Consider the following 26,730-nt stretch of genomic DNA (forward strand, 5'->3'; position numbering starts at 1 on the left):
AATCCGGGCTTCTAACTCTTGGATTTTCTTTTGCTCAGGCGTGAGGGCTTTAGTCGTTGGAGTCATCCCACCTCGCTCAACTTTGAGTTGGTCGACCCATCGCCGTAAAGCTGTTTCACCTACGCCCATAGAGTTAGCTGCTTCAGGTATGGAGTACCCTTGATCAAGAACCAAACTTGCAGCATCTAGTTTGAACTCAGCTGAAAATGTACGTCGTTGTCGTTTTGTCATTGAACACCTCATTTATGGTGGAGACTTTACCACCTAATTTGGTGTCCGGGATCATTAGACCACTACAGATAGTGCTCTAATATTGTTAGAACAATCTAAGTTAGTTTATGAAAGAGTAGCTAAGAATAGGAAAATCAAAGTTGGATGTAGGTTTGTTACAGAACTACATAGAGCGCGCTGTTCTGAATGGCTGACTACTAACCTAACTGGCTGTGCAAAGTTAGGTTAGTAGAAATTATGTAGCTGTTAATTCAGATTTGAGAGATAAGGGCTAGTGTTTTTTAGTAAAAATGGTAAAGGTCGCAATAAACTGAGGTTTGTTATTACATCGTTCGCTACATAGTGAAAACAGGCGACATACCGCTGTCTTGTCCACTCATTAGCAACAAGCCAATCAACACAAGTAGAATGCCACCGAAAAGCTGAAGATAGTGACCTGCGACTTTCAATGATTCACTACTGTTCTTGTTACCCGCTGCCAAATAGCGCTTCACTAGATGTTTACCTGTTAGCGTCATCATTGCAATTAATGAGGTTGTTAGTGCTGTGCCTACGGCCATCGCAAAGGCACTCAGAACGCCCATCCAATATAGGCCAACCATGTTTGCGAAAAGCAGAACCATGATTGCTCCGGTGCATGGCCTGATACCAATCGTCACGATGATTCCCGCATATTCTCGGAGCGTTGAGGCTTTGTTGATTGCATCTGCATCGGCTACATGCTGGTGGCCGCACCCACAGTCGGCATGAGAATGATCTGCATGAGTGTGGTCAGCGGCTTGCAATGCATTGGTAGCGCCCATAACCATTGAACCAGATGAACGAAGCGCCATTGGCGTACGAACTGGCACTGACGAAGCTGTGCCTGTTGCTAATGGAGTGATGGCTTTCACTCTCAGAGTTGGTTGCGGTTTACGCATCGTTGAGTGGATGTTTTTCAGAGCTTTCCAGCAAATCAACGCACCTACCACGGCCACTAATGCAAAGCTTAATGAAACAAACATATTCGCTTTGTCATTCACGACTCGCATGGAAGCACTAAAGCCCCACAGCAACACGCTTACTAGTAAGATTGCGACCAGTGCTTGTAAAAAAGCGGAGACGACCGTAAGCACTAAACTCGCTTTTGCTTTGGTTGGATGAGTCGCTAAGTAAGTAGACACGATAACTTTTCCGTGCCCAGGCCCCAGAGAATGAAGCATGCCATAGATAAAGCTGAACCCGATAAGGTAACTGCCTGCACCCCAAGGGTTGGACTTAGCTTCATAAAGTAGGTCTGCAAGCTCTGAATTGACTTCTCTTTGCCATTGGATGCTAGAGATAACTAACGATGGCCACATGGACCACACTTGATATGCACCGACAGCAACAAGCAGTAAAGCTCCGGCGCCAATAAGGTAATAGTTTGTTTTAAGTTGATTTGTCTGCATTTCACAAGAACCTATATCAGATATTTTTCTCTAAATGAATTGAGAAGCTTACGTAATGGCGGTAAAGAGTCGCTTTATTAGGACGCAGGAACTGCTGCACAATGAAGCTCAACCGATTGTGTAAACAGTTGGCCTAACGTGTTATCTGGATCTGCGTCGGCTGGTAAAGACATCGCATAACTCATCTGTTCTGGCGTCGGGTTGGGCTCGATTAATTCCAACTGACATTGTCTCGCTAGTTCAGGTGACAAGGTCACGTCGCTATTCGATAGCCACGACATGTCGACGAAGTAACTAGGGTCAAAAATCAATACGCGAAGCGAGCCTCGTGTTACTGGTTTAGGTTTAGAAAGTGGTAGGTCAAATGTTAGAACCATCTTGGCTTTATCACGCTCAAACTTGGCGTGTTCAGCAACCTGATATTTGATGGGCTCTTCACCATCATAAAAGTACGTGAAGTAGTGCTCATACTTCATGTTTTCAATAACAGACGCAGCGAGCTTTTTGAATGTTTCAGCTTCTGTATCGGCAGAGACGTCTTCTCCATCCAACATGTACATGGATGTCATTGCATCAAAAGACCACTCCATAGAGAGACCGGTGATCATGCCATTCTCCCCCTCAATATGAGTTTTCATCTCTATCCAAGAGTGAGGGTGGGCATATAGATTTGGCGCAAAACACAGTAAGACTAGGCCAAAAGGCAAACCCTTTAGAGAACGACAGCATGTCGAGAAACGGCTTACGTAGCGAGAGAAGAAGCGATTAATTACATCGATTAGATTAAATAGCTGTTTCATGAGAAAGAATGGTCATTAAGTGTAATGTTATAATATAACAATTGAGTGGGTTGTTCACATCAAGTTTGTGTCATGTTTTGCCTGTTTACGTTTCTATTATCGGTTCCAATTCGGAGTTGCTTTTATTCGCAACTGCTTTAATTTGCAGCAATGCCCCGCAAGTGCGAGGCATTTATTGTTGGGGCAAGCAAGGGTATGACCAAATTAGGCGAGTGAATGGACTTGCTTAGAAGAACTTCTTAATCGCTTTTTCAGCACACGCCACATCTAGGTGACCTCCTGGCGCACCACCCACACCAATCGCACCAATCATGGCATTGTTCAGTTGTACCGGAACACCGCCAGCTAAGAACAGCAAGTTGTCATCCATATTTTGTAATGGTTGCATGATTGGCTTTTCTGCAATGAGCTTCATCAGATTACCTGACGGCTGCTTCATGCTAGTGACAGTAAAAGCTTTCTTGCGTGAGCTATCAAGCGTGTGGATACCTGCGCCATCTGAGCGAAGTTGCGCAATCACATTCCCTGATAAACCGACGACCGTAGCAGACACCTTGTAACCATCAGCCTCACATTGGCTAACCGCTTCATGAGCAAGCTTGAATGCCGCTTCTGATGAGATCTGTGTGAAAGAGACCGTTTGTGTTTCTGCTGCCATTGCGTTGTGAGAAAGGCTAAGGAAACCAAGAGTTGCTGCTAGTACAGTTAGTTTTGTCATTTTCATGTTTACTCCGTTAAAGCATCTGTTTTCAAAAATATCCGTTTTCAAGTTCCGAATACTATTTTTTGCTTGTTTAGAAAGGGTGTTTTTATTCAACAGGTTCATTCTAACGAACACATGATTACGAGGAGCTTTCTCGAACATTACAAAGTTGCAATGTTGGTTATATTCGAGAAAGGATATTGATAGAGTGTGTTTAGACCACGGCTAACAGATAAACGGACGTTAATGAAAATACTATTGATTGAGGATGACATTCATATCGCGAGATTTTTGGTGAATGGTTTTCAGCAAGAAGGGATAACGGTGACGCACGCAACAGATGGTGTTGATGGATTACACGAGGCCGTAACCGAAGAGTATGACGTGATCATTCTCGATATCATGTTGCCAAAGAAAGATGGGTTTGAAGTGTTGGCTGAACTCAGAGGGCAAGGTTACGCGACGCCTGTCATCATATTAAGTGCCAAACACTCAGTGGAAGAACGAGTGCAAGGGCTACAGTCCGGGGCTGATGATTATTTGGTAAAACCTTTTGCGTTTCCTGAGTTATTGGCTCGTTGCCAAACCTTGGTACGCCGAGGAAAGCAACCCACGCCTCAAGCATTAGAATTGCATTACGGCCCGCTTAGCCTAGACCTACTTAAACACACGCTACAAAGAGAGCAACAAACGATCACCATTAATCAACGCGAGTTTATGTTGATGAAATTATTGCTCGAAAACCGAGAGGCTGTGATGTCGAAAACCGCGATTCTTGAGCATGTTTGGGGGCATCAGTTTGATCCGCAAACCAACGTGGTCGATGTTTTGGTTTGTAGGCTTCGCAGCAAAGTTGATAAGGGTTTTTCTAAGCCATTAATTCACACACTTCGAGGTGTTGGCTATGTCCTCAAGTCGTAGTATTGAACAGGCGCTTGCTAAAACGCAGAGACATTTGTTGGTTCGCTTTATGTCGGCCTTACTGCTCTGCTTGCTGCTGGTGGAACTGATTGTTGGGGCTATCTTCTTTTTCGACCTTTACCAAACGGAAAAGAAGATCCTTACGTCTATGTCGACCGAGTATCAGCGTATTTTGACTTACGATTCGAGTGAGCGATTGATTCATGTTTTAGAGGCGAATCCTCATCGGCTACTCGAAAACAACATTGCGGCGTATAAGCTTGAGAAGGGCGCTTCATCTGATGGCGTGTTTATCGCTGGTGTTCAACATTTATCGACAGAACAGCCTTTTTCTAGCTACCAAATTGATGACAATCGTTCATGGCTGGAGAGCTTCATCTTGAGTCCCTATATGTCGTTGCCTATTGAAGGGGAGCAGTATGATTTCTGGTTGGTTTTGGATAACCGAGCAAGAGACTTTATCGCGTACAATCAATGGCTAATGACTTTATATGCGTTGCTTGCTCTCGTGGCTGTGACCGCAGTTTTTACTCGTAACATTATCCAGAGTGCGATGTCTCCGTTAGTGACCTTTGGCGACCTGCTCGATAAGCTGAAAAAAGGGCAGTTAGAATTTCCTAGCGCTAGCACTAAAAATGAAGCCGAATCTGATTTACCGCAAGGGCTCAATGTGATCAGCTCTAGTGTCCATACTGCGGTTGCCAAGTTACAGCACGTGACGACAACCTTGAATACGACCGTCGATGCGATCGCTCATGATATTCGAACTCCTTTGTCGCGTATTACGTTAGCCTCCCAAACGGCATTGCTCAATAACGCCGACCAACAAGCGATGAAAGACGCATTGGCAGATTGTTCTGAACACGCCATGCAGGCAAGCAATATGTTAACCGCCTTGATGAAGCTGAACGACGAGCTGACTGGAAAGCGCATACCACAGAAAGTGCCGACTCAGGTCTCTGATGTGATTGCCAATGTGGTGAGCTGGTATGAAGATGTCGCAGAAGATAAACAAGTTGAGCTTGAGGTTGAGAGCGCTGATGCTCTTGTTATTCAGTCAGATCCTGACAAATTGACTCAGGTGTTGGTTAACCTTGTTGATAACGCGATTAAGTACACCGAGCCCGAAGGAAGAGTGACGGTCAAAGCCGAGCAAAGTTCAGAGGGTAAGATCGCGATAACCATCCAAGATACTGGTGTTGGCATTGAACAGAAATATCAGGATTTGATTTTTGAACGACTTTACCGAGTCGACAGCAGCCGCAGCAATATCGAGGGGTATGGTCTTGGGTTATCTTTAGCGCTTGCCATGGTCGAGAATCTAGAAGGAACGCTAGTCGTTGAATCTGAACTGGGTGTGGGGAGTACTTTTACTCTTTCGTTGTAACAACGATTTATATCGTCACTTCTGCCTTTGAAATTCCAGCTCGCAGGTACAAAGAATGCCCCGCACTAGTGGGGCATTCTTGTTTTTGGGGAAGGGAGGCTCTCCGTGAACAGGTTTGGGAGGTAGAGTAACCTGCGCCAACCCTATTGGCTGCTTGTAGCTTGTAGCTTTTGATCTTAGTTATCGATCCAGTAAATCTTATTTTTCACATGATAGTTGTTGGCATATGCCAATAATGGGGCGTATGCTGAACTTCTGATCATCAATAACAGGAAGTTACTATGTTATACGCAGTACCTTGTCGCGACCTTCATGTAGGCAACCATTTTGCTCGTTCCCCACAGATTGCGATTGTCGATGAACAACGACAAATAAAGCAGATTGTTCCTTTGGTTGAGTCCGACACCGCTTGCAATAAAAAGAAGCAATGGATCTCAGTGCTTCGTTCTTACGATGTGAAATCTGTGGTGGTTCGTCATATAGGTAAGAAGATGCTGGCGCACTTGTTCAATAACGATATTCGAGTCTTGGCATCGACAGGTAAGGCAGAAATCGGGACTTTGGATTTCGACAATCTACGGGAAGTGACCGATCTCGATTATGGTCGCGAGCCGAGAAATAGTGGGTGTGGCAATAAAACGTGCGGCGAAAACGGGCACAAAAAACAAGCTTCGATTCTAATGGTACAGCCTAATCAGCTAGGTGCTATTCGAGGGTTCCGAAAATGACCTTTTTGTTGACGCTATTGGGGTTTGTCGGAGTCGTTACATTGATGGCGATAGGCGTGATTTTTTCGCGCAAGCCAATCAAAGGCAGCTGTGGAGGATTGGCGAAGTTAGATATTGAGCGTGCGTGCAATTGCAAGGATGTGTGTGAAGGGCAAAGTAGAAAGCTGTATCAGATTACTGAGCCATCAAGCTAAGCATCAAGAGTTCTCGCTCACTGAGTTAAATAACTTCTGGCTAACACGTTAATTAACTACTTTGAATCACCAACGCGTGACCGTTGACGATGCACTTGGCGACTTTGGCTCTTGCACGCTTGATGATGTTGCCGAACGTTTGGCGAGACACCTGCATTTGTTCAGCGGCTTCAAGTTGGCTCAATCCTTCTTGATCAGCCAAGCGTAAGGCTTCTAACTCTTCTAATAGCAATTCTTCTTTATGAAGCTCGTTCATAGGAACGCCATTAGGCTTAAAGCAAGAGTAAGCCGCTCGGGTGCATAACTGGCGATGTTTTTTTGGTCGAGCCATATTAATCTCTAGGCATTTAAGGTTAAAAGGTAAGTATGAAGGTTTTCATTCCACACAACCATCGGCGTTGCCAAGTGTGCAGCCAAGGTTTTTTTTCAGACAATCCAATAATATTTGAAGCTATTGGTGAGCACGAGGCTTTAGTTAAGCACGAGACTTTATCCAAGTATGAGACTTTAGCTAAATATAAAACCAGGGCCAAGATTGTACCAACAGATAAAGCTGAGGGCTACGATGGCATCATGCAGGGTGGCATTGTCACCGCGTTACACGACAGTGCGATGCTGCATTGTTTGTTCCAAAATAACATCACTGCAATGACGGTGAGTTTGGCGTCTCGCTTTCATCATCCTATTTCCATTGGTCAAGAACTGGAAGTTCGTGCCCAATGGGTCAAAAGCAGACGTAATATCTACTTCCTTGAAAGCCAAATTACGCAGTGCGGAAAGTTATGTTCGTCGGCACAAAGCCAGTTTATGTCATCCCACTAGCTATCGATCTGATGTTCCCTATGCCGTTAGTTTGTTACGCCCATTGTTTTGCACAATAAATAGAGGTTTTCTATAGTTAAGGTAATAACGAATAAAACTAGGGCAGTATTGAATTTATCATAATCTTTCTTCACTTCTGATCGCGCTGATGTGTGTTCATTAGTCGAGCCTTCGTACTCGATTCAATTCATTGCTGCCTTCTTCTGGAGGGCTGCTGATGCACAAATACTTCAAATCGACACTCCGATACGGTGTCACTTCAATCGTTTCTCTTTTTCTATTCTTCAGTACTTTTGCCTCTTCTTCTCCACTTAAAGTCGGTGTTTACCCGTGTCCTCCTTTTGTGATCAGTTCGATGGAAAGTCAATGGAATGGCCTGAGTGTCGAGCTTTGGGAACAGATCGCTAAAGAAATGGACGTTGAGTACACGATAGAGAATCACCGTTTGGATGAATTACTCAATGCGATTGAAACAGAGCAAATCGACATCGGTGTCTCTTGTATTTCCATCACCCCAGAGCGTGAGTTGTTTGCTGACTTTTCCCATTCCTTTTATGAAACTCACCTCGCTATCGCAGTGAAGAAGCAAGGTTACCTTCATACCTTACACGCCATTTTCTTAAACCCTGCATTGTGGCTGATCATTGGCGTTATCGTCTTTATCTCTGGTGTGATTGGTGCCTTTTTTTACGTATTGGAACACGGTGAAAATGAAAAGCTCTACTCGATGAAAAGCCGAACGGGCCGTTGGTTAGAAAGTTTCATATTGGGTTTACTTTTTATCACTCGAGGCCCATTCAATTATTTCGAGTTTAAGAGCTTAACGGGACGAATCGCCACGGTGTTCATTGGTGTGCTAAGTATGCTTTTCATCGCCAGTATTACTGCGGTATTAGCCAGCAAGCTTACGCTCAGCCAAGGCTCTTCCCATATTAAAGGTGTGAATGATCTTGCGGATGTTGAAGTAGGGGCAAAAGTCGCGACGACTTCTTCTTTGATGCTCACAAGCTTTGGTATTCGACACAAGAGTTATATCGATATGCCAAGACTGTTGGCGGCTTTAGAGGAAGGCGAAGTGGAAGCGATTGTCGCTGATGATGTGGTGCTCAAATATATGATTGGTAATGGCAGAATAAGCGGGCAGTTTGAAGATCTGGAAGTGTTGCCGTATCAGCTAGAAAAGCAGAATTATGGCTTTATCATCACTGAAAATAACTCGTATGAAGAAGAAATTAACCGCGCTCTGCTGAAGATTCGTGAGTCACGAAAGTGGCGTAAAATCTTGGTCGATTATTTCGCAGATCAGTAATCGAAATTAGAGGCTTATTCAAAAGCTTTTGGACTGTCGCCGTTACAGTTGATCTGAACCTGAGGCCTTGGTCTTTTTGAAGTATTTGAATGCACTCCAAACCGCGTAAGCCGCAACACCCACAATCAATGCCGAGCGAAGGAGAATAGGCGCATCATGCTCAAGTTGACCAACATGCGGCACAATACTGGCAAACAATCGACTGGTAAAAAGCAGCCCCATTACTAACATAATTACTTTATTCATGTGACCTGCCATTCAATTGAGTACGTTGCACAGAACGAGTTTTGGGGCGATTACACGGTTAACACGCCAGACAACGATTCTGCTCGAAATAAAATCATGCGCTTCTCAAACGTAACCGTCAACGCGATATCAGCTTAAAGCCAGTAAGCTAAAATTTCGTTTTTGGTAGAGGCTTGTACTGCTGGGCAATAGCAGTTCTACTTCTCGATTATAAAGCCCCGTATTACGAGGCTTAGTGTTTTTCTCAGTAGAAAGTATTAGCCAACTAGTGCTGGTTTAAAGGCAGTTGTTAGTTAAATGGAACCGTGGATGTGGTGGCGTATTTCGTTCTTTAGATCTTGTTCATACTGATCTAGCCAGGCATAACGCTCGCGATACAACTTGCGCTTTTGGCGTTTTAGAGCCTCAAGATCTTTCTTGTTTGGATTTGTCGGTAGACGATAAAAATAGTCGTTATGCACCTGTCCATCGTGCTCCTCCCACAAACTATCGTACTTAAGGCTGATGTCTTTGTTTTTCTTGCCGTAGCGTAATGAGTTCGACACATGGCCAGACTCTTTTACCGCATAGATATTGTTGATACCTAAGTTAATGGCTAACAGTCTTAGTGTTTCTACCATGAAGGATTTAGGTCTTAAACCGTAGAAAGCTTTTGTGAATGTGCGGCTAAATCCATTGTCATTGGCCCCGCCTTGAATACCGCCGATGTAGAAGCTGTTGTCGAAAACCGTGAACGAGATGGTATACATTTTTTCGAGTTGAGAGTTGGTCAATGAAATTGTCAGTTCACCTTCTTTTCTCGCGTTTCTTTCGAAGCTGAGATTAACCAGATAAACGTTGTCATCTATCTCAAGTTTTAAAAGATTGAGCCTTTCATTATAGATTTGGTGTCTAGCTTCTCTTGCGAAGGTGTTTTCAAACCAGTCGTAGTGTTTGGATAAGATATCAATCTTTTCTTTATTGCTAAAGCCAGTGCATAAGTAGGGAGTGACAAATTTAGAAAGGAAGTTGGGTTGCTTTATAAATAACAACTTTCTCTCTTCAGAGTTGAAATTATCACTCATTTTTCGAGTAGCTGAATAATAAAACAGGGCTCGAATAGTAAACTTAAGTATCGCTTTGTACTTACCCTTATTTTTATGGGTATTTGCTTCAATCCCCATGCGAACGACATTCATAATCACCTCAAAGAAGAAGGATTGCTCGAACACAGTCGTGTCACGAACCCTTCCAATAATCTCACCAATAACAAGAAAATGATGATAGTGAAAAAGGCGATTTGGGTAAGTATGGATATGTATAGCTATGTAACTTAATCAGTTACTTAGTGAGTGGTTCTTGTACGATTATGCCTTGTTATGTGAGAGGAAACTGGGTTGATAACCATAAAAGAGTCGTTCTTAGGAACAATGTTGCGCCCTTTATGGGTTACGAGCTTTTAGAGTTGTAAGCCGAAAAGTATTTGGTCTATCGAATCTGGTGGAGGTTAGTTTCGGTTTTAGGGTTCTGTATAAGACTTTGACCACATAAAAGCACCGATAACCCAAGCTGTAACATCTCCGCTTATAGTGGTTAGACGCAATGTCATGGTTATCGCTAAAGAAGCCTCTGAACCGTAAATTGGGTTAAGCAGGCTAACCAGAACAAGTTCTCTAACTCCGATCCCAGCAGGGGACCCGGGGGTGAAGAATCCAACAATCCAGGCGACCGCGAAAATGCTCCCTAGTGTCAATATATCGAGTTTCCAAAGGTCAAACAGTGCTCCTCCAACTAAAGATATTACCGCGCCCAATAGTAAATAGTTAAATAAATATGTTACTAAACTCACCATCACAATTGGTAACGTAGGGAGTTTAAGTTCGTCTATTTGTGCCACGTCTTGTTTTGATAGAAACCAAGCATACAGGCGAACAAACGAATGCCGAAAGATCTTCGGTCCAAAGACAATAGTGGCAATAGTCAAACTAAGTATAAGTACGTGTGTTTGTATGGATGATTCGTGAATGAAGTCATTCCCTTGATGGATCCCATGATATAGGGTCAAGATAACCACAACTCCAACTACCCAAATGGTTTCGATAAGCATACTCAAGAGAATTTTACTTCGCTTCATTCTTAACTTTTCAGATAACACAACGCGCCCTATATGGTGTGCTATGTTTCCGGGTAAGTACTTTGCCAATTGAGCTAAAAGGTTTATTGAAACGACCTGAGTTATGTTACCTCTACTTTCTCCTACGGATTTCAGTAGGTAGTAGCTAACTAAACCACCATTTATTAACGTCCAGCAATAAAGAGCAATACTTCCGACTAGGACTAATATTAGATCGTAGCTCCAATTAATCGTGTACCAAATTGATACTTGAATTAATGACTGATAACAAAACCATATAATTAGCGATATGGATATAAGCCAACCTAGTTTCTCTACCTGTATTCGTATATTAGACACCAAGAGAAACCCTTAGACGGTTACTTTGATATTTTTGATTTTTCATCCGCTAACCTATCCTCTAGTTTCTCGATTCGGTACAGCAGTTTTTCCATTAACTTGCGATTGAAGCTTACTAGGTCTGCGACAAATCCTACAATCATAGTGAGAAACCCAAGTATTAATAATGTGCTGCCGAGTAATAAGGACTGGATATGGCCATCGCCACCCCCATCCATGAAAAAGTATAGGAAACGAATGATGGGTAATACACCAACGGCAGCCATTATGGCACCTAAAATAAAGAACACACGCAAGGGTTTGTACATTGTGTAGATACGAATTAATGTGGAAATAGACATCCTTAAAAAGTGAGGAATACTTGAAAATAGCCTAGACTCTCTAGTCTTCTCGTTAGTGTGGATTGGAACGGAGATAACACAAAGCTTTTTCGCACTAGCTTGAATGAGCATCTCAATCGTGTAACTGAACTCTGATACTATATTTATTTGTTGTGCTGCTGATCTTGATATTGCTCTGAAACCACTGACTGAGTCTTTTATGTCTAAGCCAGTCGCTTTGGACACGATATAACTACCTAATACTTGAAGGGTTCGCTTGAAAAATGAGAAATGTTTATTGTTATAACCACCTCGGTTTCCGACGACAATATCGGCTCTCTTGTTCAGGATGGGTTCCACTAACTTAGAGATTTCAGAGCCATTGTATTGGTTGTCACCATCAGTATTGACAATGATATCAGCTTTCTTATCTATGCAGGTTTCTAACCCTAGGTGAAACGCGTGGGCTAAACCCTTATTTCTCGTGCTCTCTACTATGTAATCTACGCCTAACTGTTGCGCTATAGCAACCGTATCATCTGTAGAACCATCGTCTATAACAAGTATCTCAATTTTATCTATACCTTTGATTTCTTCCGGTATACCTCGGATTACTGATTTGAGGTTACTTCTTTCGTTATAGCAAGGGATTTGAACAATTAGTTTCAATTCTGCCACCTCTATTTAAAATCCGCTAAACATACGAGATTCTCGGTTGTTCTCTTTAGGCCTATATAAATTCTCCCCCCAACGAAGTGTATATGTACCTGTATCTTCGAAAATTTTAATAGTATGTTTTCCTTTTGATAAAGCGACGATTTCTTGTGGGTGGATAACTTTATTATTTATGATTACTTTTGAATCTGATTCCAAAGTGTAATTACCAGAGATATTTAAGGTAAACGTCACGGCGTTATCCTCTTGAGTTAACAGCAACTCTTTACCTGCAACATAGAGTTCATTCCAGTGACTTATATAATTGTTTTTAATAGCTTTCCTATCTTCTTCTAAAAGAGCCAAATAGATTGATCCCACACTGCTCTCGCTGTGAATGAACTCAAGGTATTCTGAATTCACGATCAAAAATTTAGGTTCGTGATCTTCAATAGCAACCTTAAGTATAGGCTGTCCTGCTATTAAGTAGTTATCCATCCCCCAAGAGCTCATGAAAAAGCCTTTCTGAGGGTATGATGAGATCATAGAGCACCTATCTATGTAGGCGACAGGTTCAGGAAATATCTTATGAACAACATTAATAAAATGATGCTGATAATCTAAGTTCCGGGAATATTTCAAGTAAATACTTTGAAATATTAAGTTAAAAACAAACAAAAAAACAACCCCACGGCTTATTCGCATGTATCGCTTACGAGTTTTTCTTTGATTCCATACCTCCCAAGCTAGGCCGAAATAAATTGCCGAAGGAGCTAATATAAATGAATAAAAGTAAGGGAATGCGTTACGATAAATAAGAATAGATAATAAAGGAAGTATCAAAGTCATGAGCTTTAAGTAATCTAATTTTATTTCAATATTATTATTTTTAATTGTTGAAGATAGGCAGAAGTAAACGCCACAAACTAAAGTAAACCAAAAGCCTAAGTCTGTTCCTAATGTATATATAAAGTAATTAGCTCGAGGGAAAAATAAATTATGGTTTAGTGTTTTGTTTGCCCCACTTAGCATTGATATAGCATCGTTCTCGATTGTTGATGTAATGCTTTGTGAGTGCCAAAAGTATAGAGATAAAAACAGTAACGTGACTAAAATAAAATATCGCGAAAGGATAATGCTAGTTCTACGTTTTTGGGAAGATTGTACAATGGATAAAAGTGAAATTAGGATAATAGTAGGAAGATAAAACACAGACTTTAGTGTTATAAGGAATGCTATGGCAGTAAGCAATGCAGTAATCAATGTTCGTTTGAAAGAATACTCTAGTTTTAGCAGATAATCTAAACTAGCCATTAAGCAAAAAGTTGCAATAGGGTCTGTCCGAAAACTAGCTCCCATCCTAATTACAAATGTAAATGAAAAGTAAGCTAAAACCGAAAATAGAGAAGCGGATCTACCAAGGTGTCTACGACAAATTCTAAATATAAAAAATCCTGTAGCAATTTGAAGACACAGCATAACATTACGAGCAACAATGATTTGGTTAACCTCATTATCGGATACCCAGCTTAACCAAGTGAAAAAATGCACATGGAATGTTTGAAAGCTACTTATCGATTCTCCAGCTAAAAACTGATGAACAAAAGACAGATAGTAGAATTCATCCCAATTAACCTCATAATTGAACGCGTTGTATACTCGAAGAACTATAGCTAGAAATATCAAGGTAAGCATAATGGAACTTCTGCTTACCTTGATATCTCTATTTAATATATTAGGCTTACTATTTGTTTTTTCAAACATTTTCCTTCTACCCTAAACTTCCAAAGACTTTGTTATTTCATCTAAAAGCTCTGTTGCTTTTTCTAACTATAGTACCTTTGGATTTTCTTGTTTTTAGTGAGTTAGAGCTTGATTACTTAGACGATTAGCTAACGGTTTATCGTCTGTTGGGCTAAGATAAAAGTATGAAATAATCTGTTTTATGGAGCTATTGATGATACATATTTTGATTGGTACTCGCGCACAGCTCATAAAAATGATTCCCATTATGAAAAATCTTCAAGATAGAAATGTTGAATACAATTTTATATTTATGGCACAGCATAGAGAAACTATATTAGAAATATTATTTGAATTTGGAATCAAAGAGCCAGATTATGTTTTATGTGACGATAATAGAGATATCGTTAGCAGTATACAGATGGTTGCATGGTCTATTAAGGTTTTACTTGTCGGTATTTATAATAAACGGGAGTTATTCAGAGGAGATAAGGACGGGATCGTAATGATTCATGGTGATGCCCCCCCATTGTTATTAGGTGCTATTTTGGCTAAAAGCCAGAAATTAAGGGTCGCCTCGGTCGAAGCTGGCTTACGTTCTTTTAATTTACTCAAGCCTTTTCCTGAGGAAATAACTCGTGTTGTTACAGCTAAATTGGGATTAATTGATGTTTTTTATTGTCAGGATCAACTCTCTGCAGAGAACGTAAGTAAATATAATAAACAAGTTGTCAACACTAATGGGAATACTATTGTTGATACTATACAACTTGCTAGCTCTATAAATAAATTATCGACCAATTCTATCTCTGATAAACAAGAACGCTACGCTACTGTCTCACTCCATAGATTCGAAACGATATCAAATATAAGTGGTTTGAAGAAAATAGTGGAACTAATAGAAAAACTCACTAATGTTATTCAAGTTAAGTTTATATTACACCCTCCAACAAGAGAAGCACTTAAGAAGAATGGGCTTTATAGAACTTTGGAAAACAACATCAATCTAGACTTAATTCCTCGTATGACATTTTTGAACTTTAATAAACTCATATCGAAATCTGAGTTTATGGTTACTGATGGCGGTAGTAATCAGGAAGAATGCGCATTTCTCGGAATTCCATGTTTAGTTATTAGAAATGAAACAGAGAGAAAAGATGGACTTGGTGATAATGCAGTTCTTTCATATTTTGACTATAACGTGATTGATAGTTTCATTGAAAACTATTCTGAATATCGTCGCCCGAGTAAAGTTCTCAAGAGAAGCCCCAGTGAAATCATTATCGACAACGTAACTAAGTCATTGTGATAAAACCAGTTTTGATCATCTACTTGGGTGGGTGTTAAGAGTTAGCGATACGTAACCATAACGAACAAACTCATTGTAGTTGCTGACGTCATAGATCACTAAGACAAGCCTATAACCAAAAATGCCACTACAAATCTGCAGTGGCATTAGAACGATAACAAACTATCACTTTGCTCAAACCTAAACTTTAGTTCTTACATAAACTATAGTTCTAACAGTTTGGCCAATTCACGCTCTTCGAGAAGCTCTTCAATGCGTTGACGAGTCTTAGGCGTCTCAGCTTGCGCTTTAGGCGACTTACCTGCTTTTTTGCTTCGGCTCGTTTTCGCTTTTTCCTTAGTCGTCATCGTAACCTTCCTTGTGTTTTTTGTATTACAGGTTGCACGTCTCTTTCAGTGCTTTGCCTGCTTTAAATGCTGGCGTTTTTGACGCTGCAATTTGAATCTCTTCTCCGGTACGCGGGTTGCGACCAGTTCGAGCGGCACGAGAGTTAACTTTAAAGCTACCAAATCCAAGGATCGATACGTCATCACCGTTAGCAAGCGAAGTAGAAATACCTTCAACAAGCGCATTGAGCGCCGTGCCTGCTTGGTCTTTTGAGATGTCTGCAGAAGTCGCGATGTGTTCAACTAATTGAGATTTGTTCATAATCTATATTCCTTATTGAGTACGGCTGGCGTCTACCTTTAGCACCTAGCTTATGCGATCTTATCAACGGCAACTGAAATATTGTCAGTGGTTGGGTAGAGCTTTGTAAAGTAACCAACAGAATTGACTATAAAAGCATCTGTCGGCTCAATCAATGGAATTCATTGATTATTATGGATTTAAAACGAGTTAGTTGAGCTCACGAGAGATAAGTGACTGTGAATGTCTTGGTTGATTGAGAGTATCAATCAAAGGAACGCCGATCGATTTTATGAATTAGACAGCAAAAACTATAAAGCCCAGCGACAGGGCTGGGCTTTATGGTATTCAAATAATCTAGTATTTGAAGCGGTTCTCTATATAAAGCGAACGCAAAGAGAACTACTTAGTAATAAAGATTTGTTCTGTTTCTAGCGAAGTCATGTCGCGAACTTGGCGCCAGATGTAGTAGAAGATACCTAGCATCATTAGAAGGCTTGGGATAGCGATTGCAGGGTAACTGTATAGTGTCAGCTTACCTAGTTCTTCATTGAAGGCTACCGTGCCTGCTGGGCTAGTCACAATCCAAGTCGCAAGGAAGTAGTTCATCGCAGAAGAGAAAGCGAAGGTACTCGCGAATAGGTAGTTCGATGTCATCAGGCAACGATCAAACTTTGTTTGGTTACCGAACTGCTTGAGGCGCTCTTCAATAAGAGAGATGTTTAACAGAGCCGGTGTGAAGATAACTTTTTGGATAAACGGGTAGCGGGTGAAGGTTGAGCCAAGAACCGCTAAACCAATTAGACCAGGGATTAATGCTTCTTTTAGTGCTAACCAGCGAGTGTCTAGTTCGAAGAAACCAATACCGCCCGTTAATAGCACGCTGACGAAGCCAAGCGCCGCGATGAAGTTGAACTTCTTATTGCGGATTAACTCCATGCCACCGTAAGCAATAGGGAAAGCAAGGGCGACAAGCAATGCTAAGCCTGTTCCAAGGTGCTCCTCTCCACTGAACTTCATTAAGATGAATGAAGGAAGAAAGACGTTAAACACGACTTCGAAAAGAGGACTCGATTTTTTGTTTTCTGTACTACTCATAATTTCTAAATACATTATGTTATGGATTTATTCTCAGGGATTGTTGTTTACCTCGCCCAAGATGTAAAGCCTTAAGGCGTCATGCTGTGTAACGACATGTGACATCAACGACACCTCTGAGCCTATCTAACGCTCAATTCTAGACTTTGCACGCCTTTGTTTCATGCCAATTTTCAGCCTCATGACCGAACGAGTTTAATAACATTTCATAGTCAGGCTTGCTTGCCAATATCTCAATGCTTATGTGTGCCAGTACGTCTGCGAATGGAGAACGGTGTAAAAATCGGTGATGTTTCGGCTGTTCGCTTCATCAAACAACGCAGTATGTCGGAATTGGACGTAATCCAAAGCGACATGGAGATACAGCGTGGCCAAGTTGTCGGTAAGAAGGGAATCTAACCCTTGTTTGTCTATTTCTTGGTCAAGTTGCTTTAGCGCGGCAGCGATACCGTCTTGTCCTCTCTTGATTAGCGAATTATCACTGTCGGTATAGCGTGTTAGTGCTGCGGTTCGAAAAGCTATCTCCATTAATGTCTTTGCTGTTCCTAGATACTTCATTTGATGGGCATCACTTAATGTCACTTGGCGCAGCGTTTGAGGTTGATAGGTTTCAATTAGGTATTGGCAAATACACAAGCTTTCTGTCAGTGAAGTTCCGTCTTCCAGTTCCAATGCCGGAATTAAGCAAAACGGATTTACGTTTATCAGGTTGGTCGGCGTACTCCAAGGGTCGACCCAAACAAAAGACAAAGGTGAACAACGAGACAGAAGTGCTGTTGCTGCGACTACGCGTGAAAACGGAGAGGTTTCATTTAGGTAGAGTTGCATGTTAATCCCTTATTTTATTCGATAACTGAGTCCAAAAAGTGCGTTTAGATTTAGATTGAGTGTTCACGCTTAGGTTGAGCCTCGGTCATTAAGGTGCACACCGCAGACAAAATCAAAGCAGCAGCACTCATGCTGAACAATAGATTGTATGACGCCATGTGATTTAAGTAGTACGCCATCACAAGCCCGACTACGCCTTGTGATATTGCAAAGGAAAGTGTCATCCCAGCCCACGCTTTGGTGTGCAGTTCATAACCGACAATCTCCAATGTGTAAGTCGACACCAGAGTGACCGTCCCCGGAGTGAAAATACCGACCAGTAATGAAGAAATGAGTAACGCTATGGGATGAGTGCTAAAAAGGGGTAATGCGACGCCTAGAGCCTTGAAGCTAAATGCAATACAGAGTGATTTCTTTAGCCCTAGCTTGTCTCCCAATATGCCTGTTATCAATGGGCCAATGGCGGCACCAATACCAAAGGTTGCCCAGAATAACCCACCGCTAGTGAACGACATGCCCAGTTCACGCACGATGTAATCAACCCAAAACAAAGTGTGTGGTAGGTAGCCGATAGCATCGAAGGTATAAGCCACAAGAATAAGCGTTACGCTGATTAACTTAGGCCTTGATAGCTGTGAGAATGAAGACTTTATATAAGGTGCTTTTGACGTATTAGGTTGGGTTTGCCATGCATTCCAGGTGAGTATAGTGGTGGCCAACGCGATGACTCCCATGCCAATCCAAGCCGAAACTACACTAAAATAAATGAGCACAGGAATTAGGGTGCCAGATAACATTGCACCAAGCCCAATGCCTGAAAATACAACACCGCTGACACGAGCCTTCACATCTGGGTTAAATTTGCGAACAATTACCGGAGGGGCGACAACCATGAGCAAAGCACCCGAAACTCCAGCCAAAGTTCGCCAAACATAGAACCATGACAAGGGCGCATCCTGCAGTGCACAGCCCAAGTAGCTAAAGCTGCTCACCAACATCGCGAAACGAATCAACTGACCGGCGCTGAAATAACGCAACAGTATATTGGCAGCTGGTGCACCTAATATGTATCCAAGAAGGGTTGCTACACCAAGATAAGACGCATCACTCTCGCTAAACCAACCGCTTTGAATGAGAGCCGGCATTAAGGCTATGTAAGCGAACCTGCCGATTCTGTTGCCTATTAGAGTCGCCCCCATTCCAGCCAAGCTGTCTCGATTAACGATGTGTGTATTCATCATAAAAGGGGCTCTTTTCAGTTTGACTAGATGCTCTGGCAATAGGGCAAAATCTTTGTTTGATTTTGCATACTGACATCATTCACCATCAATATCACTAGGCTGTTAGTCATATAAGTTGCATATCTAAAGGTGGTTTCGAGGTAGGAAAATTGCCAGTATGTTTAAACACTTAGGGAGATCTGTTGCTATGCCAAGGGGAAGGCAATAAGCGATTGTTTTAATCATCGTAGAATTGAGTGATCAATGGTTAGACTAAAGTTGGATCTAAATGATTAGGTTATTTAGAAAAGATTGATGCCCAGTTACTCTCACTCACATTCACCGCTCTCAAAAGATTGATGAATGTGAAATGAGGCAGAAGAGAAACGAAGAGTTACAAGTCCATTATTGGTCGAAAAGTAGGTTAAAGCTTAAAGGGGTTTTGTCGGAAATCGCTAATCCACCCACGGTCGCTGAAAGTTTGTTTAGATTCTCTGTCGATATCCCAAAATCAGCGCCGTTGACGATGATTGTCGAAGCTGAGCTAACCATGACAAACCCTGAGGATGGAACCACCACAACTGGGAAATCGATCGTTTTGGTTACGCCGTGTAAGGTAACTTCCGCTGCTATTGTTGCTCTTTTTGGGTCACCGGATAGCATCGACGGTTCAACCTTTCCAGAGATCTTCACTTCAGGAAAATTCATTGATTCGAAGTAGAGTTCATTGAGTCTCTGGTCACGGATAGCGACACCGGTGCTCACGCTTTTCAAGTCCAATACTATTGAAAACTGACCCTCTTCGGTAAGCCCTCCAGACATAGGTTTGATGGATGCGGGCTCAACAACAAACTGCTTTTTAATGGTCGCGAATGTGATGTTCGATAACTTCGGATCTAATGTGTAGCCCGACTCCGCGAAAGATTGAGCGGAGATAACGGTGCATAGGAGGCCGAATGTAGAGATTAGTTTTTTCATAAGTTGTCACCAGATTGATGAGTATCTTTGGTAAGGGTATTTAGAAGCTTAGGTCAGTATCTAAAGAATTACCGTAACCCACTAGGAAGCAGTCAATCGTTGGAAGTAAGCGCAAGAAGCAAGCATTTGATGTGATAAAGGGAGCAGTTAGTTGAATGAGATACCAAGGTAGCACTCAGGAGTTGTGCTTGTGAGGCCTATATGGCCCCACAAGTATTAGGTTAGTTTAATTTTTGGTATGTAGATACGCTCGTTGACTCGCCAGTTGGTAGCATTTTACGACGAGTTAAAACACCTTGATCCCAGTCTTTACCTGCTGGCATGTATGACCATTTAACAAAGTACTCTTTTCCGTTTGGACATTCATTGCCCATTTCGTATCCGCTAGAGTCACAGAAGCGAACAGTTGTATTTAACTCGGTAAGCGTTGCTTTTGAAGCTCGGTCCGTTTGGTTAAACCACCAGTAGTCTAGGTTAGAAAAGTCGGCATAAGAATAAGGCCCCTCATCATCCAACTCTACTGGCGTGGAACCTGAACACTCTTGGCCAGATACGGTGATGTCCTTTTCACCAAATACATACTCAGAACGTGCTTGTTCCCCATTGTTACAAGTTTCTAAGTGTTCCCATGTACCAACAAAGTCAACGTAGCGGTCGGTTTCTTGATCGTCAATCTGGTAAATGAAGCGAATAGATTCGCTAACACCACCTTTAGAACTATCTGATGGGGCTGATTTATCTTGTACCGAACCGAGGTTGAATTTCTTATCTAGAATGGTTAAAACCTCAGTAGTAGCATCATAAGACTGTGAGTAAATGTTGTATTGCCACGCTGTTCCGTCTTTATTATTTGAATCATCATATAACTCAGTCTCAATCATAGAATTCAATTGAGACTGTGAAGTAGCGAGAACATAAGGCATGTAGATTTCTAACTCCTCATCGTCATAGCCCATGCTTTCTTCGGGGTCACTCTTATTTGGGTTGTTAAACTTGTATAAGAATTGGCTTTCAAGACTGAATCGTTCATCAGTTGTTGCGTCTTGGCCGTCACATTTGGTTTGATTTTCATTGATAACAGTGAATTTACTAGAGTCACCAGTCGCAGTAACACAGCTTAAGTATTGGGCACCCCAAGCTGAGCCAAAACCCGAGTCGTTGTTTCCTGCGGGGAAAACAACTTCGAGGTCAGAGAGTTTGTAATCCCAACGAGCAGAATTACGAACTAGATCAAACGTTTCTTGATCAACAGTTTTGTCTGCGTGTACATAAAACTGCTTTTGATTAGTAAGAGGGTCATGGTCATTCAACTCATGTAGTTGATATTGATTAATGCTAACTTCACGGATCAGGTTGTTTTGGTCACGTTGAAACATTGGTACAACTGCATCTTCGCCTCGCTCATACTTGCCTAAAGAATCGTTCATGTGAGCGATCGCATCATCCTCGCTTACGATGTCAGCCTCATCCATTCCCATATGATCATCTAGGAAGTCAATAACTGTCTCTTGGTCGTCTAGGTTGATTTTATGTAGTGCACTGATTGTTGCTTCATCGATGTTCGTCGAGAGTGTTTCGGGTAGTACAATGTTTGAATCACCGTCGCCAACATTGACAGATTGAAGAAGAATCGCGAGGTTGACTGCTCTTTCGTAAGTACCTGTTGCTTCGAATGGGCTTAAAACATCACGGTTAGATGCCGCACCGACTTTAAGTCCATTTTCACCACCAAGGTAAAAGGTTACTGCACTATTTGATAAAGCAGTATATTGACCGCCATTTTCAGTGAAGCCAGAGTTAACTTTGCTATCTGTGTAATAAAGGCCATCAACCACAGCGTCTACGAAGGTGCCTTGTATATTCGTAACTGGGTTGTTGAATTCAATCGGTGCAGAGCTTGTACTATCGTCATCATCGTTACACCCAGTGATGCCAACCAAAATTGCTGCTGACAAAGCGCACATCTTAAGTGAGCCAATGTTCATTTTTCTCATTATAATACCTTGATTTTGTGAGGTTACTCCAATAAAGCGCAAGGATTATGACGAATTGAAATATGAAAATTGGTTATATATTAAATAATAATTATTACCTCACCGTAGTAGCGATTAATTAGCAGGGGCTTTTTCATTAAATTACATCAATTTAGACTAAATATTAATCAGTTTTGTTTTTTTGTACGTGTGGTTGTTGCACATACTTGATTTCTGAGCCATTGATGTGCTGTATCGACGTTTTTACGTGGGTGCCAATACATCGATATGCTTATATCGTTGAAGTCAAAAGGTAGGTCAAAAGTTTTTATTGAGAACTTCTCTCTACAAATACTTTCCATAAATGAAGGTAAAAGGGCTATACAGTCAGTTTTTTCTATTAAGGGAAATGTTTCAAAAAAACTAGAAGCGTTATAGACAACATTTCGCTTGTTTAGTGCTTTAATGTCGGCATCAGATAATACATGCTCTCTGTTTACCTCATGAGTTACCGCAACATGGTTTTCTGCATAGAATTCTTCGTTAGTAACTGCGTTTTCCTGAATTCTAGGGTGATCAGCGCTGCAACATACTTTCATTTTTCCGGTAAGAATGACTTTATGTTTTAATAGAGTATTCCCAATGGGGCGTAAGCCAATAATTAGATCGTATTTACCTAAGCTAAGATCGTTTTCGTAATCAGAAGAAGTAATAGGGTGAACGATTAGAGTTATACCAGGGGAGGATTGTTGAATTCTAGAAAATAGTTCTGGCAGAATGTAGAAGTCAATCGCATGTATACAGCCAATAGAGAACGAACGTATAGATGTTGCTGGTTCAAAAGAGTTATGCGCTGACGATAAAGTGGCATTGAAATTGTTAATGATTGCAGACATATCAGGATACAGAGCGGACGCATAGCTCGTTGGTTCAACGCCTGAACGTGTTCTATTGAACAGTGTATCTTCATACACATCTCTTAATCTTGATAGTGCTTTACTTACGGCAGGTTGAGTTATATCCAGTCGCTTTGCAGCTCTTGATAAGTTTCTTTCTTCAAATATCGCGACAAATACAGGAATGAGGTTAAGGTCGGTGGTTTTCATTAAATGACTTTAAGACTAGGGTACCATTGGCACAATTTTTATAGTTATCTATTATTCTACGCTATTTAAAACCATCAATAAAACAATGTTTTATTGATGGTTTTTTTGGGACGGAATTTGTTCGATACTCACCTTTTTTGTTCATTTTTTAACTCGTTTTAGTTAATTTTAAAGGGAGAGGACTACTTGTGATAATTATTTTTTGGAAATTAATTACTAGTTATGTTGAGTTGTTTATATTCTAATTGTTTCTTAATGCTGTGAGTTTTTGTGCTAATAGTAAAATGCGATATCGGTTGGTTTTGTTATTTTTATAACTTGATCTTTCCGAGTTAATATAAAGAAAGTATAAGTAGGCTAATTAAAAGACGAGATATTCTTACCTGTTATCGGAAGATCTCTAATTAAGGTGTCGATTATGAATTGAAAATACTGATGTTCCTTCATGTCGCAGAGGATTTTACAGGTTTCGCCGTTCTAAGTGTTATGTTATAACATAACCTTGTGTTTGTTTTCTTTGTAGTAGTTTGTTAGTGCGTTTAAGAAAGGTCATGTGCTGATGTATTTTAAAGTTAACAAAAACAAATAATTAGATAATATCACTGACAAGGAGACGACGTAATGAATGCCGTGTTAACCAAGCCTTTGGCAACCAATAGCAACCAGCCACTCAACATTAGTTCAGTTGTGAGTATCCAGGATCAGTCGAATCACAAGCCAAGCTTTAGTGCTTCTGAGCAGCCAACGGCATTAGCGGATATCTACCAAAGCGATATTAATATAGCGGTATGGCAGCGACAGTTTGATGAAGGCTTAAGGACGGCAATCAGTGATTTTATCGCCTTGAATCCAAACTTTAGTAAGTCTGTTAGCGTGTCACCTGAAAATGCTTTCGATAAGTTGGAATTTGCTACCGATGGCACCGCCTCTAAAGCGCTATTAGAAAACATGGCAGAGCTGGTGGATATGTTCTGTTGTTTGTTTGAGCTTGAAGAAGTCGGGTTGCGTTTAGCCGTTCTGAATAAAGCGATGTGCCCACGTTTCCATTTTGATCAAGTGCCTTGCCGCTTGGTGACAACTTATCATGGTGTTGCGACTCAATGGTTGCCAAACGACTTAGTCGACCGTTCTAAGCTAGGGCGAGGGGCTAACGGACAGCCAGATTCAGAGTCCGGCTTATACAATCATGAGTCAGATATCCAACAACTGTCGAGTGGTGATGTGGCATTACTAAAAGGGGATCGCTGGAGTGGCAACGAAAATGCGGGTCTTGTGCATCGTTCACCAGTCACTTCATCTGACGAGACACGATTGTTGTTAACGTTGGACTTTGGTTGATCAACTTTTGACTATTTAGTCCGCAACCTGTTTCTTTTCAGACGTTCAACTCATTTAAATACCTTCCTAATGAGCTAACGGTATAGCACGATCTGTACCGTTATTACTCTCAAACAGAGACACCCATCAGCTGACCTTGTTTAGCACATTAATTCAAAATTTAGAGTTTACCATTCTCTAAATCAATGGGTTACGATGCGTGCACTTACTCACATATATCAATATTTCAGTTCCTCATCGGTTTCTTAATTTATTTTAAAGCGTAAAATATATCCCGCTTGCAAACCTCTTTGGCAACCAATTTGTTCGCCACGGTTTTTTACTTCCACATTATAGGTTTCCTATGTTCAAGAAACTCTCGCTTAAAAATAAACTGGCGATTTCAGCCAGTATGGCCATTATCCTGGGGGGGATTTTGGTCGAGGCATTGTCTTTTCGTGCTTCATTGCAAAGGTTGGATACAGAAGTTGAACAGCGTTTAGAAGGCGCATCGGCTTCTTACAATCAATATGTATCGGATTGGATCTTATCCAAAGAGCGTGCGCTTACTTCTCTTTCGAAAGAATCCAAACAAGAAAGCTTGGTGACTCACCTAAAACAGGTTCGTGATTCAGCCTCTTTTGATAATGTCTTCTTGGCGTTTCCAGACGGTTCGCAAAAGAACGCAAACGGAGTGGTATTGCCGCCGGGCAATGATGACCCACGTCTATGGGGTTGGTACACCAACGCGGTAGCAAACCCTAGTAAGGTGTTCATGGATAATCCAACGGTTGCAGCTGCAACTGGGGCGAATGTTGTGTCGCTGGGTACTGCCATGCAATTACATGGTCAACAGGTTGTGTTAGGCGCGGATGTTGAAATTACCGACATTCTTAATAGCCTAGAGCAAGTGATTCTTCCGGGTGAAGGTTACATGTTCATCGCGACCAATAAAGGCACGGTTTATACGCACCCTGACACCAAGTTACTGAACAAAAATATCAGCTCACTTGGGTTAGATTTTGCAGATGTACAAAAGGCGCTGACTAGCGGTAAAGACACTTCTATCGAGTTGAACGGCAGCGACTATGTTCTGTACGCACGTGCGATTGATGGAACGAGCCTGATTACTGTGAGCGTTGTTAACCATGACTCTCTGGTTGCGCCACTATTTGATGCAGTGATTGGTCAAGTGTTGGTGACGCTACTTGTGGTGATCGTATGTACCATACTGTTTAACCTGTTGTGTACGATTCTATTCCGCCCGTTGAACCACGTTTCTCAAGCACTGGCGCAAATCGCGAATGGTAGTGGTGATTTAACTCAACGCATTCATGTTGAAAACCAAGATGAAGTGGGCGAGTTGGCTCATAACTTCAATACCTTTGTTGGAAGCTTGCAGCAGTTGATTGGCCATATCCGTGGGCAGTCAGAACAGCTAAACAGCCAGTCAGAGCAAAGTGCTCAGCGTGCGAACCGTTCGGTGGATGAGCTTAATCATCAGCAGCAAGAAATCACCATGGTCGCGACGGCCGTAACTGAAATGGCGAGCGCCACGCAAGAGATCGCATCGCATGCCGAGCAAACAGCAAAAGCGGCGCAAGATTCAGCGACAAGCACTAACAGCGGTCACGCTCTGGTTGTGGATACCAAAGGTTCAATCAATAACCTAGCTAATGAAGTGAATGAAGCGGGTAGTGTGATTAGCGAACTTAACAAGCATGCTCAAGAGATCTCGACTGTACTCGCAACGATTCAAGGCATTGCAGAGCAAACCAACTTACTTGCTTTGAATGCTGCGATTGAAGCGGCTCGTGCTGGCGAACAAGGTCGTGGCTTTGCTGTGGTTGCTGATGAAGTACGTGTGCTTTCGCAGCGCACTCACTCTTCAACAGAAGAGATCAAATCAACGATTGATATCCTACAGCGCACGACAGCTCAGGCGGTTGAGCTGATGGAAAGCAGTTCTAAACTGGCGATACATTCAGTAGAAGATGCTGACAGAGCTTCGCATGCGCTTGAAGAGATCAACTCGGCGGTTGCTTTGATCAGTGATATGGCGACTCAAATCGCGACGGCTGCTGAAGAGCAAACACACGTGACGGGTGAAATTACCCAAAACATTACGACCATTAAAGATGTTACTGACCACCTAGTTGTGGGGGCACAGGACAGCTTAACTGAGTCGAACGAACTTAAGAGCCAAGCCGCGGGTTTAAGCGACAAAGTGGCGACTTTTAAGCTTGCTTAACTGTTTCACTCGCTGATGCCTGATCAGTGAGTGCGCGGTAAGCAATAAGCCAAAGCGACGTAGATTACGTCGCTTTTTTTGTG

At 41.8% G+C, this 26,730-nt stretch carries 26 protein-coding genes and 1 pseudogene; 9 read left to right on the forward strand and 18 right to left on the reverse strand.

Annotated features, from left to right (window positions below; all coding sequences use genetic code 11):
- The 4 genes from HRQ85_RS08735 to HRQ85_RS08750 form a co-directional block, all read right to left on the reverse strand.
- A partial coding sequence (locus HRQ85_RS08735; RefSeq protein WP_172379361.1) for a transposase occupies positions 1-231 on the reverse strand: 231 nt, incomplete at its 3' end.
- 335 nt (positions 232-566) lie between these two features.
- On the reverse strand, positions 567-1,661 hold the full coding sequence (locus HRQ85_RS08740) for a nickel/cobalt transporter (RefSeq protein WP_172379362.1): 1,095 nt from the start codon (positions 1,659-1,661) through the stop codon (positions 567-569).
- A 77-nt stretch (positions 1,662-1,738) separates the two neighbouring features.
- Positions 1,739-2,461 (reverse strand): DUF1007 family protein, encoded by a 723-nt coding sequence (locus HRQ85_RS08745; RefSeq protein ID WP_172379363.1) that lies wholly within the window; start codon positions 2,459-2,461, stop codon positions 1,739-1,741.
- 226 nt (positions 2,462-2,687) lie between these two features.
- Positions 2,688-3,185: a GlcG/HbpS family heme-binding protein gene (locus tag HRQ85_RS08750; RefSeq protein WP_048611549.1), complete on the reverse strand. Its 498-nt coding sequence runs from the start codon at positions 3,183-3,185 to the stop codon at positions 2,688-2,690.
- 225 nt (positions 3,186-3,410) lie between these two features.
- Here HRQ85_RS08750 and HRQ85_RS08755 point away from each other — a divergent pair, with 225 nt between their 5' ends.
- The 4 genes from HRQ85_RS08755 to nqrM all read left to right on the forward strand — a co-directional run bounded on the left by HRQ85_RS08755 (position 3,411) and on the right by nqrM (position 6,394).
- On the forward strand, positions 3,411-4,085 hold the full coding sequence (locus HRQ85_RS08755) for a response regulator transcription factor (protein WP_050634514.1): 675 nt from the start codon (positions 3,411-3,413) through the stop codon (positions 4,083-4,085).
- Positions 4,069-5,472 carry a sensor histidine kinase gene (locus HRQ85_RS08760; RefSeq protein WP_172379364.1) on the forward strand — a complete coding sequence of 468 codons (1,404 nt, stop codon included), beginning with the start codon at positions 4,069-4,071 and terminating at the stop codon, positions 5,470-5,472. The genes HRQ85_RS08755 and HRQ85_RS08760 overlap by 17 nt, the downstream gene beginning before the upstream one ends.
- 281 nt (positions 5,473-5,753) lie before the next feature.
- Positions 5,754-6,200, forward strand: coding sequence for a NifB/NifX family molybdenum-iron cluster-binding protein (locus tag HRQ85_RS08765; protein ID WP_172379365.1), 447 nt, complete (start codon positions 5,754-5,756; stop codon positions 6,198-6,200).
- Positions 6,197-6,394, forward strand: a complete 198-nt coding sequence (nqrM, locus tag HRQ85_RS08770; protein WP_172379366.1) for a (Na+)-NQR maturation NqrM — start codon at positions 6,197-6,199, stop codon at positions 6,392-6,394. The genes HRQ85_RS08765 and nqrM overlap by 4 nt, the downstream gene beginning before the upstream one ends.
- A gap of 52 nt (positions 6,395-6,446) precedes the next feature.
- On the opposite strand, the gene HRQ85_RS08775 is transcribed toward nqrM, so the two are convergent.
- The gene (locus HRQ85_RS08775) at positions 6,447-6,725 is read right to left on the reverse strand and encodes a DUF134 domain-containing protein (protein ID WP_172379367.1); all 279 of its coding nucleotides are present in this window, start codon (positions 6,723-6,725) and stop codon (positions 6,447-6,449) included.
- Between the two features lie 35 nt (positions 6,726-6,760).
- Between HRQ85_RS08775 and HRQ85_RS08780 the strand changes: the two genes are divergently transcribed.
- Both HRQ85_RS08780 and HRQ85_RS08785 read left to right on the forward strand, forming a co-directional pair.
- Positions 6,761-7,216, forward strand: a complete 456-nt coding sequence (locus tag HRQ85_RS08780) for a PaaI family thioesterase (protein ID WP_017083425.1) — start codon at positions 6,761-6,763, stop codon at positions 7,214-7,216.
- A gap of 217 nt (positions 7,217-7,433) precedes the next feature.
- A complete protein-coding gene (locus HRQ85_RS08785) occupies positions 7,434-8,525 on the forward strand; it encodes a transporter substrate-binding domain-containing protein (protein WP_172379368.1) in 1,092 nt (363 codons plus the stop codon).
- A gap of 42 nt (positions 8,526-8,567) precedes the next feature.
- Here the strand turns inward: HRQ85_RS08785 and HRQ85_RS08790 are convergent, their stop codons facing one another.
- The 5 genes from HRQ85_RS08790 to HRQ85_RS08810 all read right to left on the reverse strand — a co-directional run bounded on the left by HRQ85_RS08790 (position 8,568) and on the right by HRQ85_RS08810 (position 13,961).
- A complete protein-coding gene (locus HRQ85_RS08790; RefSeq protein WP_050645367.1) occupies positions 8,568-8,771 on the reverse strand; it encodes a hypothetical protein in 204 nt (67 codons plus the stop codon).
- A gap of 293 nt (positions 8,772-9,064) precedes the next feature.
- Positions 9,065-9,949 (reverse strand): VirK/YbjX family protein, encoded by an 885-nt coding sequence (locus tag HRQ85_RS08795; RefSeq protein ID WP_172379369.1) that lies wholly within the window; start codon positions 9,947-9,949, stop codon positions 9,065-9,067.
- Positions 9,950-10,269: 320 nt separating this feature from the next.
- On the reverse strand, positions 10,270-10,905 hold the full coding sequence (locus HRQ85_RS08800; RefSeq protein ID WP_253918846.1) for a hypothetical protein: 636 nt from the start codon (positions 10,903-10,905) through the stop codon (positions 10,270-10,272).
- Between the two features lie 338 nt (positions 10,906-11,243).
- Positions 11,244-12,212 (reverse strand): glycosyltransferase family 2 protein, encoded by a 969-nt coding sequence (locus HRQ85_RS08805; RefSeq protein WP_172379371.1) that lies wholly within the window; start codon positions 12,210-12,212, stop codon positions 11,244-11,246.
- A gap of 15 nt (positions 12,213-12,227) precedes the next feature.
- Complete coding sequence (locus HRQ85_RS08810) at positions 12,228-13,961, reverse strand: ArnT family glycosyltransferase (protein WP_172379372.1); 1,734 nt, start codon at positions 13,959-13,961, stop codon at positions 12,228-12,230.
- A 193-nt stretch (positions 13,962-14,154) separates the two neighbouring features.
- Here HRQ85_RS08810 and HRQ85_RS08815 point away from each other — a divergent pair, with 193 nt between their 5' ends.
- Positions 14,155-15,249 carry a UDP-N-acetylglucosamine 2-epimerase gene (locus HRQ85_RS08815; protein ID WP_017065483.1) on the forward strand — a complete coding sequence of 365 codons (1,095 nt, stop codon included), beginning with the start codon at positions 14,155-14,157 and terminating at the stop codon, positions 15,247-15,249.
- Between the two features lie 203 nt (positions 15,250-15,452).
- Here HRQ85_RS08815 and HRQ85_RS08820 read toward each other — a convergent pair whose 3' ends face one another.
- The 8 genes and pseudogenes from HRQ85_RS08820 to HRQ85_RS08855 all read right to left on the reverse strand — a co-directional run bounded on the left by HRQ85_RS08820 (position 15,453) and on the right by HRQ85_RS08855 (position 23,079).
- Positions 15,453-15,596: a hypothetical protein gene (locus HRQ85_RS08820; protein WP_172379373.1), complete on the reverse strand. Its 144-nt coding sequence runs from the start codon at positions 15,594-15,596 to the stop codon at positions 15,453-15,455.
- A 25-nt stretch (positions 15,597-15,621) separates the two neighbouring features.
- Positions 15,622-15,897, reverse strand: a complete 276-nt coding sequence (locus HRQ85_RS08825) for an HU family DNA-binding protein (RefSeq protein ID WP_017059113.1) — start codon at positions 15,895-15,897, stop codon at positions 15,622-15,624.
- A 381-nt stretch (positions 15,898-16,278) separates the two neighbouring features.
- Complete coding sequence (locus HRQ85_RS08830; protein ID WP_172379374.1) at positions 16,279-16,974, reverse strand: VC0807 family protein; 696 nt, start codon at positions 16,972-16,974, stop codon at positions 16,279-16,281.
- 139 nt (positions 16,975-17,113) lie between these two features.
- Positions 17,114-17,802 (reverse strand): annotated as a pseudogene (locus HRQ85_RS08835) (glutathione S-transferase N-terminal domain-containing protein).
- A gap of 50 nt (positions 17,803-17,852) precedes the next feature.
- Positions 17,853-19,043: a YbfB/YjiJ family MFS transporter gene (locus HRQ85_RS08840; protein ID WP_172379375.1), complete on the reverse strand. Its 1,191-nt coding sequence runs from the start codon at positions 19,041-19,043 to the stop codon at positions 17,853-17,855.
- Positions 19,044-19,427: 384 nt separating this feature from the next.
- Positions 19,428-20,000: a YceI family protein gene (locus HRQ85_RS08845; RefSeq protein WP_172379376.1), complete on the reverse strand. Its 573-nt coding sequence runs from the start codon at positions 19,998-20,000 to the stop codon at positions 19,428-19,430.
- A 221-nt stretch (positions 20,001-20,221) separates the two neighbouring features.
- Complete coding sequence (locus HRQ85_RS08850) at positions 20,222-21,994, reverse strand: hypothetical protein (protein ID WP_050645328.1); 1,773 nt, start codon at positions 21,992-21,994, stop codon at positions 20,222-20,224.
- A 167-nt stretch (positions 21,995-22,161) separates the two neighbouring features.
- A complete protein-coding gene (locus HRQ85_RS08855) occupies positions 22,162-23,079 on the reverse strand; it encodes a LysR family transcriptional regulator (RefSeq protein ID WP_050645327.1) in 918 nt (305 codons plus the stop codon).
- A 621-nt stretch (positions 23,080-23,700) separates the two neighbouring features.
- On the opposite strand from HRQ85_RS08855, the gene HRQ85_RS08860 reads away from it, so the two are divergent.
- Positions 23,701-24,417 (forward strand): DUF1826 domain-containing protein, encoded by a 717-nt coding sequence (locus HRQ85_RS08860; protein WP_172379377.1) that lies wholly within the window; start codon positions 23,701-23,703, stop codon positions 24,415-24,417.
- Between the two features lie 343 nt (positions 24,418-24,760).
- Positions 24,761-26,647 carry a methyl-accepting chemotaxis protein gene (locus HRQ85_RS08865; protein WP_050621515.1) on the forward strand — a complete coding sequence of 629 codons (1,887 nt, stop codon included), beginning with the start codon at positions 24,761-24,763 and terminating at the stop codon, positions 26,645-26,647.
- The last annotated feature ends 83 nt before the right edge of the window (positions 26,648-26,730 follow it).

Origin of the sequence: Vibrio sp. Vb339, assembly GCF_902751245.1 — a bacterium.
GTDB lineage: Bacteria > Pseudomonadota > Gammaproteobacteria > Enterobacterales > Vibrionaceae > Vibrio > Vibrio coralliirubri.